The organism is Paracoccus sp. FO-3, from assembly GCF_006386455.1.
Classification (GTDB): domain Bacteria; phylum Pseudomonadota; class Alphaproteobacteria; order Rhodobacterales; family Rhodobacteraceae; genus Paracoccus; species Paracoccus versutus.
Window position 1 is genome coordinate 1 of sequence record NZ_VCBQ01000094.1, and the last position, 19,054, is coordinate 19,054.

Consider the following 19,054-nt stretch of genomic DNA (forward strand, 5'->3'; position numbering starts at 1 on the left):
CTGCCCCCGCAACCATCTTTACTTGCGATCCGCCCGCCCCTTCGGCGGGCTTTTTCGTTTGCGCGGAAATCGTAAGGATTCCGGCCAGATCGCCCTGAACGTCGATCTCGATCCGGTCCTCTCCCGGCGCCAGCACGATCCGGTCGATCAGCGAACGGATGATCTCCGCCGTCTCGATGCGTTGCGCCTCGTCGTCGCCTTGCAGCGTCTCGTAGAGCTGCTGCACCCGTGCCCGGTATTGCAGCGCCATCGAGGGATGCAGCAGGGGCGGGGGCTCGTCGGCATTGGCCAGGAAATCCTGCAGTTCCGCCTTGCGGGCGCGCAGCTTGTCGCCACGCTCCTTCACCGCCTCGATCGAGATGGCGTCCCGCATGTAGAGATCCATCAGCTTCTCCTCCTCGCGGGCGATCCGCTTCAGCTCGGTCTCGGCCTTGTCGATGCCGGCGCCACTTTCCATGCGCAGCCGGTTGGTCTCCCTCGTATAGGCGTCGCAGAACTCGGCGAAGAGGTCGGGTTGACCAGGCGGGTGCGCAGGGCGTTCAGCACCCGCGCTTCCAGCTCGTCGCGGCGGATGTTCATCCGGTTGTCGCAGGTGCCCTTGTTGCGCGCCGTCGAGCAGCCCAGAAGATCCTTCGAGATCATCGAATAGCCGCCGCAACGCTTCGCCCTTCACGGCCGACAACCGCATGGTCGGCTGCGACGCCGTTTCGGCAATCAGCAACTGCGCCCGGAATAGCTTGCGGCGAAAGACCATCGTCCCGTCAGCTGCAGCGCCATGCGCCTGAAACACGTCACAACATATCCTTCAAGCGCCCTTATGGATCTTGACCGTAGTCTTCATGCATCAGGGTATCTTCCTCCTCACGCCAGTTCAGGCGGGAGAGGATCTCACCTGACACCATATCGACGGTGGTTCTGCGCTTCATCGCCAACTGCCGAAGCACGCCATAGGCTTCCTTTTCGGAATGATTGTCAGTCAACATGATCGCAAGCTTGGCGCGCTCGATGATACGGGACGACTCGAGCTTTGCCTGCAGGCGGCTTAAGCTCTGGCGCAATCGCCGTTCTCGTCGGTGATTGTTGACCGCCGCCAATAGGTTGGTAAGAATCCCGAAGGGTCGGATCGGCAGCCCGATTACCGCATTCACCCGCATGTTCAACAGACGGTCGATGGACAAAGGATTCTCATAGTCAATCACTGCGATCAAAACCGCCGAAGGATTCTCGGCTTGCCAATGGAACGAGAGCCTGCTTTCGATCAGCTGATCAAGGAGGACGAAAACGATGTCGATATCCTCGGCATAGGAAATGGGTGGCGGCCAGATTTCCTGCACCTGGCAACCAATTCTCACCAGATGAGAGCGAAGATCCTGATCGCCGCCCTGGTCTGGTTGAACAAGAATGATCTTCAGTAATCGAAGATCCTTGATCAGGACTGGTCGATCCCTATCGCCGGTTGCGGGCTCGCTTCGTCCGGCCTGCATCTCGGATTCCTCTGCCCTGAAAGCGTGTGCGCCCATGATTGATCTCGATCTGCATTCACCTGAAGCTCAGGCATTCATGTCCATTCCGGGGTGTGTGATATGGTCTCAGCTGCGGTCTTTTCGTCACTGTTTATGGAGTAGCTTGTCATATATGGGTTGGGGCGAATAGCATTCTTCGTTTGGGCAACAATATCAAATTGGCCATCGTTTCGTACAATTCCGATCTTAGGCCAGACGTAGCAGTGAAGATTCGATGGATCTATTGCAACTCTACCCTGAGGTGCCTCGAAGGAAGTGCCCAGAATCCCTGCGCGGATCGAGCCGATGCTATCGGCAGAGCCATTCCTCATGGCCTGCGCAACCATATGAGTCTGAGTATAGGCTGCATCCCAGCACATATTCGTATGCGCAGGTTCGCCACGCGCTGTCTTGTAGCGCTCAAGAAGGGAAATGTTGGCTGGATTTGCCTGTGATGCAAAATACGTCGCTGCCGTGATATGTCCAACAGCCGCCTTGGGGTCGATTTCCTGAAGATCGGCTTCGCTGGTCGTCAGGCTTGCAACCATGATCTGGCCGGCGTCGAGCCCATTTCCGGCATAAGCATTGTAGAAATCCAGATTGGACTGACCGACGAAATTGTTGAAGATGATGTCCGGTCTGCATTTCATGATGTCAGCGATGAGGGAATCCATTTCCGGCCTTTTGGCCTGCTGGCCGAGATAGCGCTCGCCCAAGACCTCTCCGCCGCCGGATCTGATGAGGTCGCCCATGATCCGACCGGATTCGCGGGGCCAGATATAGTCCGATCCTACGATATATATGCGCGGCGAATGGTTTTCGAGAAGATATCTGGCCAGAAGCAGGCTGTTCTGATTTGGAACGGCTCCGAAATACATTGCGCTTTCGGAATACTCGAACCCTTCATATTGGGCTGGGTAGCAGAGAATTCCCGCCTCTTTGTCCAGGGCAGTCAATACCGCCTTGCGCTGGCTTGAGGTGTAGCACCCCAGTATGACCTTTACCTTGCCATCGGCGAGAATATCCGCCGCCATGGCTTTGTAGGCGGCAGGTTCTCCTGCCGGATCGCGATATACGGGGATCAGTTCGCGACCATTGATGCCGCCAGACTGGTTTATCTCATCGATTGCAAACATCGTCGCCGACAACATGCTTTTCTCTGTCACGGCGGTCCAGCCCGTTTGGGAGAACATGACCCCGATATATACTGGATCGTCTCTTCTCATCTTGTGCGGCCCTCCTTTTAAGGAATAGGTGATCGGGAGTTCAAGCTTTCCGATGGTGCGTTGCTCCGGGCGGCATGGCGTGACGCTAGGCGTGCCCAGCATAAGGGTCAAGAAAGCGCCGTCCGCGATTCCGATTTAGCGGATGGCCCATGCAAGATGCCCGGTTTTCAGGCGTGGATAGGCCCGATAAACAAGCAGTGGCAGTGGCAGCGGGCGCCGGACAAAGGGACTGACCCCGAAGCGGCCATGGTGTGGTCTGATCGGGCAGGGGCGGCGGATCGCCTTGCCGCCCCTCCGTCGTTACGCGGCGATCTGCACCCGTTCCTTGGCTTCCAGACTCAGCACCGCAAGCGATTTTCCCCAATAGGGCGCAACCCGCCGCTTCATCATTTCGCGGAACTGCTGCGTGGTATTGACAAGCAACTGGCCATTGCCCCAGTCGAGGATCACGCCATATTGCCGGACGCAATCCATGACGTTCAGCTCCCCCGAGCGATAGCGCGCAGCGATGGCTTCCGCATCCTCGTCAAGCCAGCCCAGACGCGCGGCAGCGATGCGCTCGCGTTCCTTCGCGGTTGCCGCTGCGTCGACCTCATATTGCGCCAGATCGGCATCCACTACCCGGATGACGACGCCATAGTCGATGCGTGCGCGCTCGACGCTGACATATTCGTCGGCGACATCCTCGCAGACCAGTTTCGGGTCGCGCATCAGCGGATCGCCGACCCCGCCGCCGCCGGCGGAGGGACGGGTGAAGACGTCGTCCAGTTCGATCGGCAGGTTCGAGAAGATCGAGCCCAGGTAACGCTCCTTCTCGGTGCCCTTGTTCAGCCAGACGCCATGCGGGATCGAGGGCAGGCCACCCCACATGCCCCAGGTCACCGAACGCTCGCGGTCGCAGCAATAGGAAACTACGATCCGCTCGCCCTCAAAGACCGAGCCGCCCTTCTCGGCGCCGAGCCCGCCGCGTGCCTCGCCGGGGCCGGCGGAATCCTGCACGAAGTCGTGGCATTTGGTCAGCACCGGGGCCAGCCGTTCCTGACCTTCAAGCGGCTGGATGCCATATTGCGCACCGAAGACCGGGGCGGTGGCGTTGAAGCCGTCGCGCCCGTTGCGGCCGCCCCAGCCGCCGGCCATCCAGTCATACCACATGAAATAGGGGCGCCCCTGAAGCCTGGTGTCGCGGCCGCCGACCAGCAGGTATTCCAGGTTGAAGGCGCAGCCCATGGTCCGTTCGGGCATGATATCCGCCCAGAGCCCGAAGACCGAGTTCATCAGCTTCTCGAACGGGCCCGAACAGAAGCCGGCGCAGGGGCTGGGCCATTCCGCGTTGACGACCGTTCCGGGCTCGCCGACATTGACCGTGACCGCACGGTAGAGGCCTGAGTTCAACGGCAGGTCCGGGAACTGGTATTTCGTTCCTGCGACGATCCCGGCGAAAGAGCCGCCATAGGCCGCGTTCAGGAAGGTCGAGATCTGCGGATGCGAGCCCGACAGATCGTAATGGGCATGGTTGCCGTCGATGGTGAACTTGATCTTGATCGGGATCAGGCCCTCCTCCAGCTTCGGGTCCTGGTCGATATAGTCCTCGGCATACCAGGTTCCGTCGGGAAGCTCGGCCAGGCGGTTGCGCATCAGCACCTCGACCCAGTCCTGCACCTCGCGGAAGGCGGTCTTGATGGTCTCGACGCCGTATTTGTCGCAAAGCCGCATGATCTCGCGTTCCGCAACCGCCGTCGCCTCGGCCTGGGCCTGCATGTCGCCGATCACGTCGCCCGGATTGCGGGTATTGACCGCGATCATCTTGGCCACGTCCTCAAGCCAGACGCCCTTGCTCCAGATACGGACCGGGGTGATGCGCAGCCCCTCGCCCATGTGGTCCAGCGCGGTGATATTGAACGAGCCTGGCGTCGCGCCGCCCATGTCGGCCCAATGGCCATTGGCCTGCGACCAGCCGATCAACTCGCCCTTGTAGAACATCGGGCGCAGGATGCGGGTATCGTTGAAGTGGCTACCGCCCCGGAACGGATCGTTGATGATGAAGACATCGCCCGGATTGATGTCGTCGCCGAACTCCTCGATCACCGCCTTGCAGGTATAATGCAGCGTGCCGACATGGGCGGCGATGTCGCCGGTGCCCTGCATCACCAGGTTGCCCTGCGGATCGCTGAGCCCGGACGAGAAGTCGCGGCAGTAGATCACGAAGGAATAGCAGGTCCGAAGCAATTGCTCGGCCATCTGGTCGACGATGTTGACGAAGGCGTTGCGCAACACCTCGAAGGTGATCGGGTCGAGTTCGGACTTGAACTCGGTCAGGCGCTTCTCGGGGGGCGGGGGGAACTGGATGCCCTTGTCGGACAGTTCCAGGGCTTGCTTCTTGCCGGTCATGCCGGTCGTCCTCCTTGCTGGTTGGGGGAAGGCGCTTATGCCGCGCCAAGCTTGATCTGGATGTTGAGCCATTCGTCGATATAGGCGACGTCGCCCGGCGGAATGACGGTGGTCGAGTCGAGCTGGTCGATGACGGCCGGGCCCTTGATGGTGACGCCGGCCGGCAGGGTCTCGCGGTCGTAAAGCTGAGTCGTCATGGCCGCGGGGTGGTCGTGGAACCAGGCCTCGCGGGTGCCCTTGGGAACCGCCTTCGCATTCGGGTCGATGGCGACCTTGGGGAAGGAGGGCTTGGGCGTGATCCCGATCGCGCGCACGGTCAGGCGGTAGATCTCCACCGGGAAATCCTCGCGGCGGAAGTTGTGCGCCTTTTCATATTCGGCATGGAAGATGGCCAGCGCCTCGTCCATCGCGGTGATCTTGCCGGGAACCGACACCGCCAGCGAACGCCACTGACCGCGATAGCGCATATCCACGAAGCGCTGGAAGGTCATGTCGCCGGGTGCGACGCCGTCGCGTTGCATCCGGTCGCGGCCTTCCATTTCCAGCTTCTGGAACGCGGCTTCGACATCCGCCGGATCGGCCGTGCTGGCATTGTCGAAATACATCTGCGTCACGTCATGCTGGACATCCACCAGGATGCAGCCCACCGCCGAGGTTACGCCGGGATTGGGCGGGATGATGACCACCGGGATGTTGAGTTCGCGCGCGATATCGACGCCATGCAGCGGACCCGCGCCGCCGAAGGCCACCAACGCGAAATCGCGCGGATCGTGACCCCGGGCGATGGAGATCAGGCGCACCGCATCGGCCATATTGGCATTGGCGACGCGCAGGGTGGCAAGCGATGCCTCGACCAGATCCAGGTTCAGCGGCCCGGCGATCTTCTGCATCGCCTCAAGCGCAGCCTCGCGGTCCAGCGACTTCTTGCCGCCGGCCAGGGTGGTGCCGACACGGCCCAGGATAATGTTCGCATCGGTATTGGTCGGCTCGGTTCCGCCTGCCTTGTAGCAGGCCGGTCCCGGCACCGATCCAGCCGATTGCGGGCCGTTGCGCAGCGATCCCGCCTTGTCCAGCCAAGAGATCGAGCCGCCGCCGGCGCCGATGGTCAGAACCTCGATCGAGGGGAAACAGATCGGATGGCCCCAGTCCACTTCCCATTTGTCGGTCATGCGCAGATGGCCGTCCGCCGTCAGCGAGATATCCGCCGAGGTGCCGCCCATATCCAGGCCGATGGAGTTCTTGTAGCCGCAGAGCTCGGCGAAATACTTGCTGGCGATGGCGCCTGCAGCGATTCCCGATGCGGCAAGGCGGGCGGCGTATTTCTCGGCCGTCGCCGGGGTCATCACGCCGCCGCCGGAATGGAACAGCAGGACATCGGCCTCATATCCGGCCTCACTGGTGCGGCTGGCGATGTCGCGGGCATAGGGACGGATGATCGGCGCGAGGATGGTGTTCGCCACGGTGGTCGAGAAGCGGTCGTCCTCGAAGATTTCGGGATGGGTTTCGTGCGAGGTTGAGATGGCGACATCCGGCCCCAGCACCTCGGCCAGGATCTCGGCCATCCGCTGTTCGTGGACGCCGTTCACATAGGCGTTGATGAAGCACACGGCGACCGCATGGACCTCGCGCTTCTTCAGGATGCGCGCGATTTCCCGCGCCCGTTCCTCATCCAGCGGCTCGATGATCTCGCCCCGGTAATTGATCCGCTCGCGCACGGCGAAACGGTCGCGCCGCCGCACATAGGGCGGGGTCCCCTCCTTATAGGCGTCCCAGGGATCTTCGCGGGTGCCGCGCCCGATTTCCAGCACGTCGCGGAAACCTTCGGTCGTGACCATGGCGACGGGCTTGAAATTGCGCGTGATCAGCGCATTCGTCGCAACCGTCGTCCCATGGGTGAACAGTTCGACATCATTCCAGTCAAGATCGGCGGCCTCGGCGCCGTTCATGATCGCGTCGATCGGATTGGCCGTGCTGGGCACTTTCGCAACGGTCTGTTTTCCGTTCGAGTCCAGAACGAAAATATCGGTAAACGTCCCGCCAACGTCAATTGCAAGGCGGGCACGTGCAGGTTTCATCGACGGACCTGCGTCCGCCCCATCCATACTCATCGTGAATTTCCTTTTGATCCGCATTGCGCAAATCAGGCTGCAAAGGACGGAATCCGTCCGATGAGCACCTGCGCATAGATTTCGCTTTGATATCGAGGGGAGGCCGATCACCTGATGCTTTCGGGCGCATGGTGATCTGTTGCATTCGTTGTTGAATGCATTCCTCGACACTACGCGATGAATATCAAGATCGACAAGCGTTTTTTTCAAGTGCAGAAAGTTGCGGAGAATCTTCCTGAAACATAATAAAAATCAATGGATTGCGATCATGGGCAATGCGCCGCGCCGCGGAATATCCTTTTCGCACTGACGACGGGACTGCGAGATCGGAAAGGGTGCGAATCGCCGCTTTCAGCCTGTCCAGGTAGGAAAAGAATCATCGGATGATGCTTCGACGAAGGCGCAGATCCGGGTCGGGACGGCCAGCCCATGCAAATGGATACCCCGACTGTCAAAGCCGACGCAAGACAAGTCACGATCTGCGCAAAATTTACGCGGCAGCATTGCCTTCTGCCCGCCTGCTGAACGCCGGGCGCGATGCTGGATTGCGGCTGCCGGAAAAATCCGCTCGATCCGGAAAAACCTGTTGACCGATTCGGCTCGGATCGCCGATGCACTCTATAACGAGTTAGCGAAGTTTAGCTCTTGTTCGCCGCGTCGAGTTCGTCACACCGGCATTGTCTTCGACTAAGGCGCATAGGCACAACAAGGTGCCATCTGTCAGCCCAAAGCCATGAGGCACAGCATCGTGCCGCCAAGTGGTGTTGCGCGCCCTCCCATGAAAATGGGCCAGCGTCGTGAAAGGCTCTCCGGAAATTCGGGACTTCGGAGTTTGGCCTGCTGGGAATGCCTCTTCCAAAAAGCACAAATGAAAACAGGGAATCCACCATGAAAGACCTGCAACGCAGACATTTCCTCGGCCTGGGTGCCGCAGGGATTCTTGCAACCCCGTTCCTTGCCCGTCCCGCTTTTGCCGCGACCGATAAAATCCAGGTCGCCGGTATTCATGACGCCTCGGGCGGCATCGACATCTATGGCCGCCCGATGATCAATTGCCTCAACCTTGCCGTGGACAAACTGAACGCGGCCGGCGGCGTGCTGGGGCGCGAGATCGAACTGGTCAACTACGATCCGCAATCGAACATGCAGCTTTACGCGCAATATGCGACCGAGGCCGCGACGCGCCAGAAGGCGGCTGTGGTCTTCGGCGGCATCCTTTCCGCCTCGCGCGAGGCGATGCGGCCGGTGCTCGACCGCTACAGGACGCTTTATTTCTACAGCCTGCTTTATGAAGGCGGGGTCTGTGATCGCAACACCTTCTGCATGGGCTCGACCCCCGGCCAGACGCTGGAGAAATTCACCCCCTATGTGATGCAGAAATTCGGCGGCAAGAAGGTCTATGTGCTGGCCGCTGACTACAATTACGGCCAGATCACCGCGCTGTGGATCGAGAAGTTCGTCAAGGAAAACGGCGGCGAGGTGGTGCGGGCGGATTTCTTCCCGCTCGATGTCAACGACTTCGGCTCGACCATCCGCCAGATCCAGGCGGCCCAGCCCGATATCATCATGTCGGTCCTGGTGGGCGGTGCGCATAACGCCTTCTATCGCCAATGGGTCGCCTCGGGGATGAAGGACAAGATCCCGATGGCCTCGACGACCTTCGGCATCGGCAACGAACAGGTGCTGACCACCCCCGACGAACATAACGGCATCATCGTCTCCTATGCCTATTTCGATGGGATCCAGACCCCCGAGAACGAGGCGTTCAAGGCCGAATATTACGCGAAATTCGGCGACAAGGCAGATGCGATCACCGAGGGCGGCGCCATGACCTATCACGCCGTCAATCTTTGGGCCAAGGCGGTCGAGATGGCCGGCACCATCGAACGCGAGCCGGTGATCGAGGCGCTTGAGAGCGGCCTTTCCTTCGCCGGGCCGGCGGGGCTGACCACGATCAACGCCCAGACGCATCACAACACGCTCGACAGCTATATCGCCGAGGTGCGCGACAACAATTACGTCGTGCTGGAAAGCTATGCGCAGCAACCGCCCAGCGACACGCTGGCGGTCTGCGACCTGAAGGTCAACCCGACCGATGCGACGCAATATGTGGTCGAGGTGCCGAAGTAACGGGCCCGCACGGGCGCCCGGCCATAGGGCGCCCGCATTTCCCGTTTCCGCCGCACCAGGGAGCTTCTCATGGACTATGTTGCGATCATTCTTCTTCAGACCGCGATCAGCATCGCGAACCTGGTGCTGATCAGCGCAGGCCTCGCCGTCATCTTCGGCATGATGCGCGTCATCAACTTCGCCCATGGCGAGTTCCTGATGCTGGGCGGCTATACGGCGGTCATTGCCACCCAGCATGGCGTGCCGCTGCTGGTCTCGTGCTTCATCCTGGCGCCGGTGCTGGTCGGGCTGGTGGGGCTTGTCGTGGAATATCTGGTGATCCGCCATCTTTACGGGCGGCTTCTGGACACGATGCTGGCAAGCTGGGGGGTGAGCCTGATTCTGATCGGCCTCGTCACCGTGGCCTTCGGCAATTCGGTCTCGGGCATCTCGACGCCCTTCGGCAGCCTTTCCATCGGGCGGTTCAGCATCGGGTTCTATGAACTCTTCCTTGTCGCCGTCACCCTGGTCATGGTCATCGCCGGCTATCTGGTGATGCGCTACAGCCGCGTCGGGCTGATCGCGCGGGCCACGATGCAGGACCGTGACATGGCCGCCTCGCTGGGGGTCAACCAGCGCGCCGTCTACCGCGCCACCTTCGTCACCGGCGCCGCGCTGAGCGGGCTTGCCGGTGCGCTGATCGCGCCGATTGCCGGGGTGGTGCCGACCATCGGCGCCTCTTATCTGGCGAAATGCTTCATCACGGTAATCTCAGGCGGTCCCGCCATCATCGCGGGCACCTTGTCCGCCTCGGGGCTGCTGGGCGGCGTCGGCGTGATCATGACCTTCCTGGCGACCCCCGTCCTGGCCGAAGTGGCGCTGCTTGCGGCGGCGGTGGTGCTGCTGCGGGTGCTGCCCCAGGGGATCACCAGCAAATTCTTCCGGAGATCGCAATGAAAACGCCGCTTGTCACCTCGGACCGCCTGGGCGCGGTCGCGATGATCCTCGCTGCTGCCTGGGCGCTGTTCATCGTCCCTTCGGGCGGGGACATGACGCTGATCCTCTCGGGCTCGATCTATTGCGCCTTCGGAATCCTCGCGCTTTCGCTGGCGCTGATCTGGGGGTTCGGCGGCATCCTCAGCTTTGGCCAGACCGCGTTCTTCGGGATCGGCGGCTATGCCTATGCGGTTCTCGCCCTCAACATCGGTAATACGACCACGGCGGCGCTGCTGGCGATCCTGGTCGCGGCGGCGATGGCGGCCGCCATCGGCTATTTCATGTTCTGGGGCCGGCTGGGCGATGTCTATCTGGGCGTCATCACCCTGGTCCTGTCGCTGATCCTCTATCGCTTCATCAACCAGACCTCGGGCAGCGAATGGAAGATCGGCAAGGCGCCCCTGGGCGGCTTCAACGGCATCCCCTCGACGCCGATCCTCAACGATCTGGACGGCAACCCGCTCTGGCCTGAAGATATCTATGTGCTTTGCGTGGTGGCGCTGATCCTGTCCTATATCCTCTGCCGCCTGCTTCTTGCGACGTATTTCGGCCGGGTCGTGATGGCCTTGCGGGAAAACGAGCTGCGCGCGGAACTGCTGGGCTACGATACCCGCCTCTACAAGCTGGGGGTGTTTTCCATCGCCGGCGGTCTTGCGGGCCTTGCGGGGGTGCTGTTTGCCAATTGCGTATTCGTCAGCCCGAACATGTTCAGCCTGACGACCAGTTCGCAATTGCTGGTCTGGGTGATCGTCGGGGGCCTGGGAACGCTTGCCGGCCCGGTCATGGCCTGCTTCCTGCTGCTGGCCTTCTCGGCCTGGCTGGGCACGCTGAACGCCGGGGTCTGGCTCGACCCGAACCTGGTGATGGGGCTGGTGCTGACGCTGTTCGTCCTGGTGCTGCCCAAGGGCATCCTGCCGCTGATGCGGAGCGGCTGCGACCGGGCATTGGCCGCGTTCCGGCGCCCGGCACCGGCGGCGGAACCCGGCGAGGCCATGATCGGGGAGGAAGCACGATGACCGACTACCTGCTGGAAGCCCGCAACCTGACCATGCGTTTCGGCGGCGTCGTCGCGGTGCGCGATGTCAGCCTCTCGCTGCGCGAGGGCGAGTTGCATTGCCTGATCGGGCCGAATGGCGCCGGGAAATCCACTTTCTTCCGCATGCTGTCCGGCCAGTATCGCCCGACCTCCGGCGAGGTGCTGTTTCGCGGCCAGTCGATCAACGGCCAAAGCAGCGCGAAGATCGCGCGGGCCGGCATGGGGATCAAGACCCAGGTGCCTTCGGTCTTCAACGCCATGACGGTGCGCGAGAATGTCATGCTCGCCGCCGTCCGGGCGCTGCCGCCCAACCTTGCGCGGCGGCGCTGCGACGAGGTGATGAAGCGTATCGGCATCAGCCATCTCGCCGCCGAAAAGGTCGGCATCCTGGCGCATGGCCAGCGCCAGTTGGTCGAACTGGCCACCGTGATCGCCCCGCGCCCGGCGCTGATCCTGCTGGACGAGCCCGCCGCCGGCATGACCGGCGAAGAGGTCGAGGGGCTGGGCGACCTGCTGGTCGAACTGGCCCGAAGCTGCTCGGTCATCGTGGTCGAGCATGACATGAGCTTCATCCGCCGGATCGCGCGCAGCATCACCGTCTTCAACCAGGGCTCGGTCCTGGTCGAGGGGCCGGCCGATCAGGTCCTGTCGGATCAGCGCGTGCGCGACGTCTATCTGGGAAGGGAGGTGGCCTGATGCTGCAACTCGTCGGAGTGCATTCGGGATATGGGCAGATCCCGATCCTGCGCGACATCAGCCTCAATGTCGCCGAGGGCGAATTCGTCGGCATCCTTGGCCATAACGGCATGGGCAAGAGCACGCTGTTGATGACCATCGGCGGGACGCTGCCCGCGACCGATGGCCGGATCGAGATGGGCGGGCAGGACATCACCCGTCTGCCGGTTCACCGGCGCGCAAGGATGGGCCTTGGCTATGTCAAGCAGGGTCGGCGGATCTTCCCGCGCCTGACGGTGCGCGAGAACATGCAGGCGGCCTGCCTGGCCGGCGGCCAGCCGCTGGCGCGGGCCGAGGAAATGATCGCGCTGTTCCCACGTCTCGCGCCGATTGCCGAGCGTCCGGGCGGGGTGCTTTCGGGGGGCGAGCAGCAGATCCTCGCGCTGGCCCGATGCCTTTGCACCGCGCCGCGCCTGGTGATGCTGGACGAGCCGACCGAGGGGATTCAGCCCTCGATCCGCGAGGAGATCGTCGAGGCGCTTCTGATGCTGCGCGACCGGCTGCGCCTGACCATGCTGCTGGTCGAGCAGAACGAGGCCTTTCTGGGCGCGCTCTGCACCCGAAGCTATTGCCTTGAAAAGGGCCGCCTGGTGGCGTGATGCCCCGGAAAAGGAACGTCCCTGACCGCAATGGGGCAAACAAGAACGTGAAAACAGGGAGTTGACGATGACCGCTTCATGGAGATTCTCGGCATTGGCCGACCGGCATCGCGCGCTTGGATCGAAGCTTGAGGACTGGTCGGGCATGGGAACCGCCTGGTCCTATGACGGTGATCCGGTTGCCGAGTATCTGGCGATCCGCACCAAGGCCGGGCTGATGGATGTCTCGGGGCTGAAGAAGGTGCATGTCACCGGCCCGGCCGCCAGCCATGTGATCGACCGTGCCACCACGCGCAATGTCGAAAAGCTGATGCCGGGCCGGGCGATCTATGCCTGCATGCTGAACGACGCCGGCAAGTTCATCGACGATTGCGTGATCTATCGCACCGGGCCCAATGCCTTTCTGGTCGTGCATGGCTCGGGGCAGGGGTTCGAGCAACTGACCATGGCTGCCTCTGGCCGCGACGTGTCGGTGCGCTTCGATGACAACCTGCACGACCTGTCTCTCCAAGGCCCTCTGGCGGTGGACTACCTGGCGAAACATGTGCCCGGTATCCGCGACCTGGCCTATTTCGGCCATATCCAGACCTCGCTGTTCGGCAAGCCGGCCATGATCTCGCGCACCGGATACACCGGTGAGCGGGGCTACGAGCTGTTCGTGCGTGGGCAGGATGCGCCGATGGTCTGGGATCGTATCCTGGACGAGGGTGCCGGGATGGGGATCATCCCCTGCCGGTTCACCACGCTGGACCTGCTGAGGACGGAAAGCTATCTGCTGTTCTTTCCCTATGACAATTCGGAAATGTATCCCTTCGACGACCAGCCGGGCGGGGATACGCTGTGGGAACTGGGCCTGGATTTCACCGTATCGCCCGGCAAGACCGGCTTTCGCGGGGCCGAAGAACATTACCGCCTGAAGGGCAGGGAGCGCTTCAGGATTTGGGGCCTGAAGCTGGAAGGCGACAAGGCCCCGGACAATGGCGCTCCGGTCTTGCGCGACGGTGTGCAGGTCGGCGTCGTGACCCAGGCGATGCATTCGCCGCTGAACGGCTGGACGGTGGCCATCGCCCGCCTGCCGGTCGATTGCGCGAACGAAGGCAGCAGGCTGACCGTGAACTGCGCCACCCATGGCGAAATCGCTGCCGTGACCGCGTCCATGCCCTTCCTCGACCCGGAAAAGAAGGTCCGCACCGCCAAGGGCTGACTCAAGCGCCCGCCGGGTGGCGCAGGTTGCCCGGCCCTTCCCGTCAACAGGGGGAAACCATGCCAGGAACCGAATTCTCGCCCTCGATCGCCAGCCGCCCGGTCTATCCGGGGCTGGTGGCGCAGGGGGCCATCCCCGCGATCATGCTGGCCGATGCCGAGGGGGCGGGGGCGCTGATCGACCTTGCCGCCCGCGATCCGGCGGTGATGGAGCGGGCGCATGTGATCTTCATCCCGGCAGGCACCCCACATGGCGCGCGGCTGCGGGCGCTTGGCGCGCGGATCTATCACGAAAGCCCCAGCTATGCCGCCTGCCTGGAGCGGTTCCGCAAGGCGCTGGCCGATGCCCATATGGGCACCACGCTTTATCTGGCCGGAACCGAGGGGCTGATCGGGCAGGCCACGGCCGAGGCGCTGGCCGCCGGCCTACCCGCCGGCGCCATCCAGTCCGAGCACCGCGGGTCGATCGCGCGGCGGATGCAATGCGTCCATTGCAAGGGCATCACCGAGGGTGTCACCACCGATCCCTTCACCTGTTCGCATTGCGGGCTGACGCTGTTCGTCCGCGACCATTATTCGCGCCGCCTGGGCGCTTTTCAGGGCGTCTGCGTCGATGCCGAAACCCCCGGCGTCCTCCCACCCGTGCAGGAGATCAGGCCATGACCGCCCGGATGCTGCGCGTGGCCGAGGTCACGCCCCTGTCGCCCCTTGTCACCCGCTTCCGCTTCGAATGCCCCGAAGGCGGCACGCTGCCGCTGTTCTCCGGCGGTGCGCATGTGGTCGTGGAGATGCCCGATGGCGCCACCCTGCGCCGCAACGCCTATTCGCTGATCTCGGACCCGCTGGACGGATCGGGCTATGAAATCGCGGTGCGGCGCGAGGATGCCGGCCGGGGAGGCTCGCGCTTCATGCATACCCATGTGGCGGTGGGCGACCTGCTGCGCGTGGGCGCGCCGGTCAACCTTTTCGCGCTGGACCTGCGGGCGAAAAAGCATGTGCTGATCGCGGGCGGCATCGGCATCACGCCCTTCCTGGCCCAGCTTCGGCAATTGACCCGGCTGCAAATGCCGTTCGAACTGCATTACTGCGCCCGCAGCCGGGCCGAGGCCGCCGGCCTGAGCCTGCTGCCCGACCTGCCGCAGGTTCATGCCCATATCTCCGATGAAGGCGATCGGCTGGACATCGGCGCGGTGCTGGCGGGGCAACCTTTGGGAACCCATGTCTATACCTGCGGACCCGAAGGGCTGATCGAGGCCGTAGCAGGAACCGCCACCCGCCTTAACTGGCCCAAGGCCGCGCTGCATTCCGAAGCCTTCCTGTCCCCGCCACCCGGCGCAGCCTTCAAGGTCACCTTGGCGCGGTCAGGCATAACGATCACCGTCGGCCCCCATCAAAGCCTGCTGGAGGCGATGGAAGAGGCGCAGGTCGATGCTCCTTGGCTTTGCCGGGGCGGCGCCTGCGGGCAATGCGAGACCGCCGTCCTGTCCTGCAAGGGCCGGATCGAGCATCACGACCACTGGCTGAGCAATGCCGAAAAGGCCGCGCAGCAGAAGATCATGCCCTGCGTTTCGCGCTTTCAGGGCGAAGACCTCACCCTTGACCGCTAGGGGGCCAGCATGACCATGCGCTTCAACGACGAAACCTTCCGCGACGATTACACCTTTTACAACTCGCCCGCGGCGATCCGGCGCTTTCCGTTCCCCTTCGACCAGGACAGCTACATGTATTCGGTCAATATCGAGCCGCACCGCCGGGGCGCGGCGGGCTCGGTGTTCCAGCACCGTTTCGACGTGGACGAACATTACGTCGCCGAAATGCGCGACCGAGAGATCACGCTGCGCGACGATCCGCTGCGCTGCCAGTCGCTGCCGCATATGGAACTGGCGGGCTGGGATTTCCTGGAACTGGTGATGGTCTCGAAGGCCGAGGACTATCCCGAACTGTTCGAACTGCACCGCGACGGGGACCGCTGGCACTGGATCAACCGGCCGCTGGGGATCGAACAGCGCTTCATCTTCCTTGACGCGACCAGCCTGCCCTGCGGGCCGATGGAATACATCACCCGCCAGACCCAGGGCGACCATGCCCTGCTGGACCAGCGCGAGGGCAACCTGTGGATGGATGCCGGCATGGTGACCAGCCAGGCGGATTGGAGCCTCGATTTCGACATCGGCATGAACTTCTTCGAATGGCACGCCCCGGTGCCGAAGGCACATGAATTGGAGGTGTTCCAGCGCGCCCTGAAATTCCTGCTGAGCCTGCAGCAGGGGGCACCCGTGCGGCGGCTGAACTGGACGATGACGGTCAATCCCCGGCTGGATACCAGCCCCGAGAACTATCACAAATGGGGGCCGGAAAAGCGCACGCTGACCGCCGGGAATGTCGGCGCGAAGCAATATCTGCGGGTGGAGTTGCAGACGCTTTGGCGCCTGCCCCGGTCGAACGCCATCGCCTTCCCGATCCGCTGCTATCTGCTGGCGCTGGAGGATCTGGTGACGGTGCCCAAATGGGGACGCCGCCTGCACCGGGTGCTGCGCGACCTGCCGGGCGAACTGGCCGAATACAAGGGATTCGCCGTGAACCGGCCGCTGATCGTCGACTACCTGTCGCGGTTCGACGACTGTGCGCCGACCTCGGCCGGGATCTTTCCCGATGACTGACGGCGAGGGGCTGCCAACCTGTATGCTGCCAGCATTCGGCGGGACGGAACCGACCTGCGGCAGTGTCGTCGCAATCTCCTCGGATTCGTGTCGCTTCCTGGCCGTTACGGCCTTCCTGCATGGCCCCGATCGAACCCGCCCAATGGCGCGGGATCGGTTCGGTTCCTGGCGCGAAGTCGGGCAGGGTGAACGGAATGGCGGCAGAATCGGAATATTCCTGGAAGGATCTTATTTTTATCTACAGGAAACTTTGTTTTTGGCGCCATCACCCCATCATGAGGATGCCCGCATCGCATGATGGATTCGCCATGACACAGAAGAATGCCCTTGTAGCGGCCTTGCCCGCGATCCTGTTTCCCGCCCTCGCCTGGGGGCAGGATGCCGAACCGGCGTTGAGCGCCGGAGATACCGCCTTCGTCGCGACCTGCGCGCTGTTCGTCATGCTGATGATGCTGCCCGGCCTTGCCCTGTTCTATGCGGGCATGGCGCGCAGCAAGAACGTGCTGTCGGTCCTGACCCAGATCTTCGCCTCGGTCGCGCTGATCTGCGTGCTGTGGATCGCCTTCGGCTATTCGCTGAGCTTCGACACCGAGACGCCGCTGAACGCCGTCATCGGCGGGACCTCCAAGTTCTTCCTGTCGGGGATAACCACCGAAAGCATGGTGGGGACGCTGCCGGAATATCTCTTCGTGCTGTTCATGATGATGTTCGCGGCCATTACCCCGCCGCTGATCGTCGGCGCCTTTGCCGAGCGGATGAAATTCGCCGCGGTGCTGATCTTCATGGGCGTCTGGCTGCTGATCAACTATGCGCCCATGGCGCATATGGCATGGGGCGGAGGCTGGGTCTTCGATGTCGGTGTTCTGGACTTTGCCGGCGGCAATGTCGTCCATCTGAACGCCGGCATCGCGGCGCTGGTCTGTGCGTTGGTCCTCGGGCCGCGCAAGGGTTACGGCACCACGATGATGGTGCCCCATAACATGACCATGACCTATACCGGCGGGGCGATGCTCTGGGTCGGCTGGCTGGCCTTCTGCGGCGGCTGCGCGCTGGCGGCCAATGGCTTCAGCGCGCTGGTGATGCTGAACACCATGCTGGGCGGCGCCGGGGGCGCGCTTGGCTGGATGACGGCGGAATGGATTCACCGCAAGCGGCCCAGCACCTTCGGCCTGGCCTCGGGTGCGATTGCCGGCCTGGTCGCGATCACCCCCGCCTGCGGCTTCGTCGGCCCCATGGGCGCGGTGCTGGTGGGCTTCCTCACCGCGCCGGTCTGCGTCTATGCGGTCGAGGTGGTCAAGCGCCGCGTCGGCTATGACGATTCCTTCGACGTGTTCGGCGTCCACGGTGTCGGGGCGGTGGTCGGCGGCGTGCTGACGGTCGTCTTCGCCGCGCCCGCGCTTGGCGGGCTGGGCTATCCCGAGGGCCGCACCATGCTGACCCAGATGGTGCCGCAGGTGCTGATCATGGGCTTCAGCATCGCGGTCTCGCTGGTGACGACCTGGATCGCGCTGAAGATCGCAGGCGCGCTGGTCGGCCTGCGCGTCGATGAGGAGGCCGAGGCCGAGGGGCTGGACATCCACCAGCATGGCGAGGTCGGCTATCGTCTGGGCGATGGCGTTTACGGAGGTGCGGCGCTGGTGCCGGCGCAGGCCGCGCATGGTCTGGGCTCTCCGGTGCAGGTCGCCAATCAGCGCGGCTGATGCCGCGCCCATTCCAGGGCCGGGCCTCGCGGGGCCCGGCCTTTTCCGCTGTCAGCGGCTTTGTGGATAGGTGATGACCGACAGGTATTTCGCCGGCAGTTCGATCAGGTCCACCGGGCCATGCGGCGCGTCCGCATCGAACAGCAGGGTATCGCCCGGCTCCAGGCGATAGATCTGTTCGCCATGACGATAGCCGACCGTTCCTTCCAGCATATACAGCATTTCGATCCCCTCGTGCTGGAAGGTCGGGAAGCGGTCGCTTTCCGTGGTCAGCACGATCAGATAGGGCTCGACAACGACGCCGGAGTCGTTCGCGCCGATATGGCCCAACAGGTGATATTGATGGCCGGCGCGGGTGCCCTGGCGCTCGATTTCCACCCCGTCGCCGGCTTTCACATGCATGGCCCCACGGGGCTCGGCATAGCCGGAAAACAGCTGGACCAGCGGCACCCGCAAGGCATTGGCCAGCATTTGCAGTGTGGCCAGCGAGGGCGAGATCACCCCGTTCTCGATCTTGGACAGCATCCCGACCGAAAGCCCCGACTGCGCCGCCAGATCCGATCCGGTCAGGCGCTGGCGCTTGCGCAGTTCTCGCACCACCCGGCCGATGGCGACCTCGAGGTTTCTTTCCGGATTGTCGCGCAGGGCATGGGGATTCTGGGTCAGTCTTTGCGATGTATCGCTGCTGTCCATCACATGTGCCGCGCGCCTTGTTTCCTGTCAGGAAAGTCTAGACCGCGGCACCGACAATGTGAATAGCCCCGCTCACCCCATTCTTTCGGATGCGTAGCT

The 19,054-nt window shown here is 62.9% G+C and carries 16 protein-coding genes and 1 pseudogene; 10 read left to right on the forward strand and 7 right to left on the reverse strand.

What is annotated here, in order from left to right; translation table 11 throughout:
• From FE811_RS20565 to FE811_RS20585, 6 genes and pseudogenes are all read right to left on the reverse strand, one after another.
• Positions 1–457, reverse strand: a pseudogene (locus tag FE811_RS20565) (recombinase family protein); the annotation flags it as partial.
• On the reverse strand, positions 415–642 hold the full coding sequence (locus FE811_RS27960; protein WP_208861595.1) for a recombinase zinc beta ribbon domain-containing protein: 228 nt from the start codon (positions 640–642) through the stop codon (positions 415–417). The pseudogene FE811_RS20565 and the gene FE811_RS27960, both read right to left, overlap by 43 nt.
• 173 nt (positions 643–815) lie before the next feature.
• Positions 816–1,484, reverse strand: coding sequence for an ANTAR domain-containing response regulator (locus FE811_RS20570; RefSeq protein WP_166435507.1), 669 nt, complete (start codon positions 1,482–1,484; stop codon positions 816–818).
• Between the two features lie 74 nt (positions 1,485–1,558).
• Positions 1,559–2,830 carry a transporter substrate-binding domain-containing protein gene (locus FE811_RS20575; protein ID WP_116221776.1) on the reverse strand — a complete coding sequence of 424 codons (1,272 nt, stop codon included), beginning with the start codon at positions 2,828–2,830 and terminating at the stop codon, positions 1,559–1,561.
• A gap of 198 nt (positions 2,831–3,028) precedes the next feature.
• The gene (locus FE811_RS20580) at positions 3,029–5,116 is read right to left on the reverse strand and encodes a hydantoinase B/oxoprolinase family protein (protein WP_140848596.1); all 2,088 of its coding nucleotides are present in this window, start codon (positions 5,114–5,116) and stop codon (positions 3,029–3,031) included.
• 35 nt (positions 5,117–5,151) lie between these two features.
• Positions 5,152–7,224, reverse strand: a complete 2,073-nt coding sequence (locus FE811_RS20585) for a hydantoinase/oxoprolinase family protein (protein ID WP_370362689.1) — start codon at positions 7,222–7,224, stop codon at positions 5,152–5,154.
• Between the two features lie 888 nt (positions 7,225–8,112).
• Between FE811_RS20585 and FE811_RS20590 the strand changes: the two genes are divergently transcribed.
• From FE811_RS20590 to FE811_RS20640, 10 genes are all read left to right on the forward strand, one after another.
• A complete protein-coding gene (locus FE811_RS20590) occupies positions 8,113–9,354 on the forward strand; it encodes an ABC transporter substrate-binding protein (protein ID WP_116221779.1) in 1,242 nt (413 codons plus the stop codon).
• A 69-nt stretch (positions 9,355–9,423) separates the two neighbouring features.
• The gene (locus tag FE811_RS20595) at positions 9,424–10,290 is read left to right on the forward strand and encodes a branched-chain amino acid ABC transporter permease (protein WP_072462276.1); all 867 of its coding nucleotides are present in this window, start codon (positions 9,424–9,426) and stop codon (positions 10,288–10,290) included.
• Positions 10,287–11,345, forward strand: a complete 1,059-nt coding sequence (locus tag FE811_RS20600; protein ID WP_116221780.1) for a branched-chain amino acid ABC transporter permease — start codon at positions 10,287–10,289, stop codon at positions 11,343–11,345. Before FE811_RS20595 ends, FE811_RS20600 begins: the two co-directional genes overlap by 4 nt.
• Complete coding sequence (locus FE811_RS20605) at positions 11,342–12,061, forward strand: ABC transporter ATP-binding protein (protein ID WP_036750919.1); 720 nt, start codon at positions 11,342–11,344, stop codon at positions 12,059–12,061. The genes FE811_RS20600 and FE811_RS20605 overlap by 4 nt, the downstream gene beginning before the upstream one ends.
• A complete protein-coding gene (locus FE811_RS20610) occupies positions 12,061–12,699 on the forward strand; it encodes an ABC transporter ATP-binding protein (protein ID WP_052095731.1) in 639 nt (212 codons plus the stop codon). Before FE811_RS20605 ends, FE811_RS20610 begins: the two co-directional genes overlap by 1 nt.
• Before the next feature lie 67 nt (positions 12,700–12,766).
• Positions 12,767–13,903, forward strand: coding sequence for an aminomethyltransferase family protein (locus tag FE811_RS20615; protein ID WP_036750924.1), 1,137 nt, complete (start codon positions 12,767–12,769; stop codon positions 13,901–13,903).
• A 59-nt stretch (positions 13,904–13,962) separates the two neighbouring features.
• Complete coding sequence (locus FE811_RS20620; protein WP_072462274.1) at positions 13,963–14,565, forward strand: dimethylamine monooxygenase subunit DmmA family protein; 603 nt, start codon at positions 13,963–13,965, stop codon at positions 14,563–14,565.
• Positions 14,562–15,509 (forward strand): PDR/VanB family oxidoreductase, encoded by a 948-nt coding sequence (locus tag FE811_RS20625; protein WP_072462273.1) that lies wholly within the window; start codon positions 14,562–14,564, stop codon positions 15,507–15,509. Before FE811_RS20620 ends, FE811_RS20625 begins: the two co-directional genes overlap by 4 nt.
• Positions 15,510–15,518: 9 nt before the next feature.
• Complete coding sequence (locus tag FE811_RS20630) at positions 15,519–16,562, forward strand: DUF3445 domain-containing protein (RefSeq protein WP_140848598.1); 1,044 nt, start codon at positions 15,519–15,521, stop codon at positions 16,560–16,562.
• A gap of 308 nt (positions 16,563–16,870) precedes the next feature.
• The gene (locus FE811_RS20640) at positions 16,871–18,262 is read left to right on the forward strand and encodes an ammonium transporter (RefSeq protein WP_116222406.1); all 1,392 of its coding nucleotides are present in this window, start codon (positions 16,871–16,873) and stop codon (positions 18,260–18,262) included.
• A gap of 51 nt (positions 18,263–18,313) precedes the next feature.
• Here FE811_RS20640 and FE811_RS20645 read toward each other — a convergent pair whose 3' ends face one another.
• The gene (locus tag FE811_RS20645) at positions 18,314–18,955 is read right to left on the reverse strand and encodes a helix-turn-helix domain-containing protein (RefSeq protein WP_036750938.1); all 642 of its coding nucleotides are present in this window, start codon (positions 18,953–18,955) and stop codon (positions 18,314–18,316) included.
• Positions 18,956–19,054 lie beyond the last annotated feature (99 nt).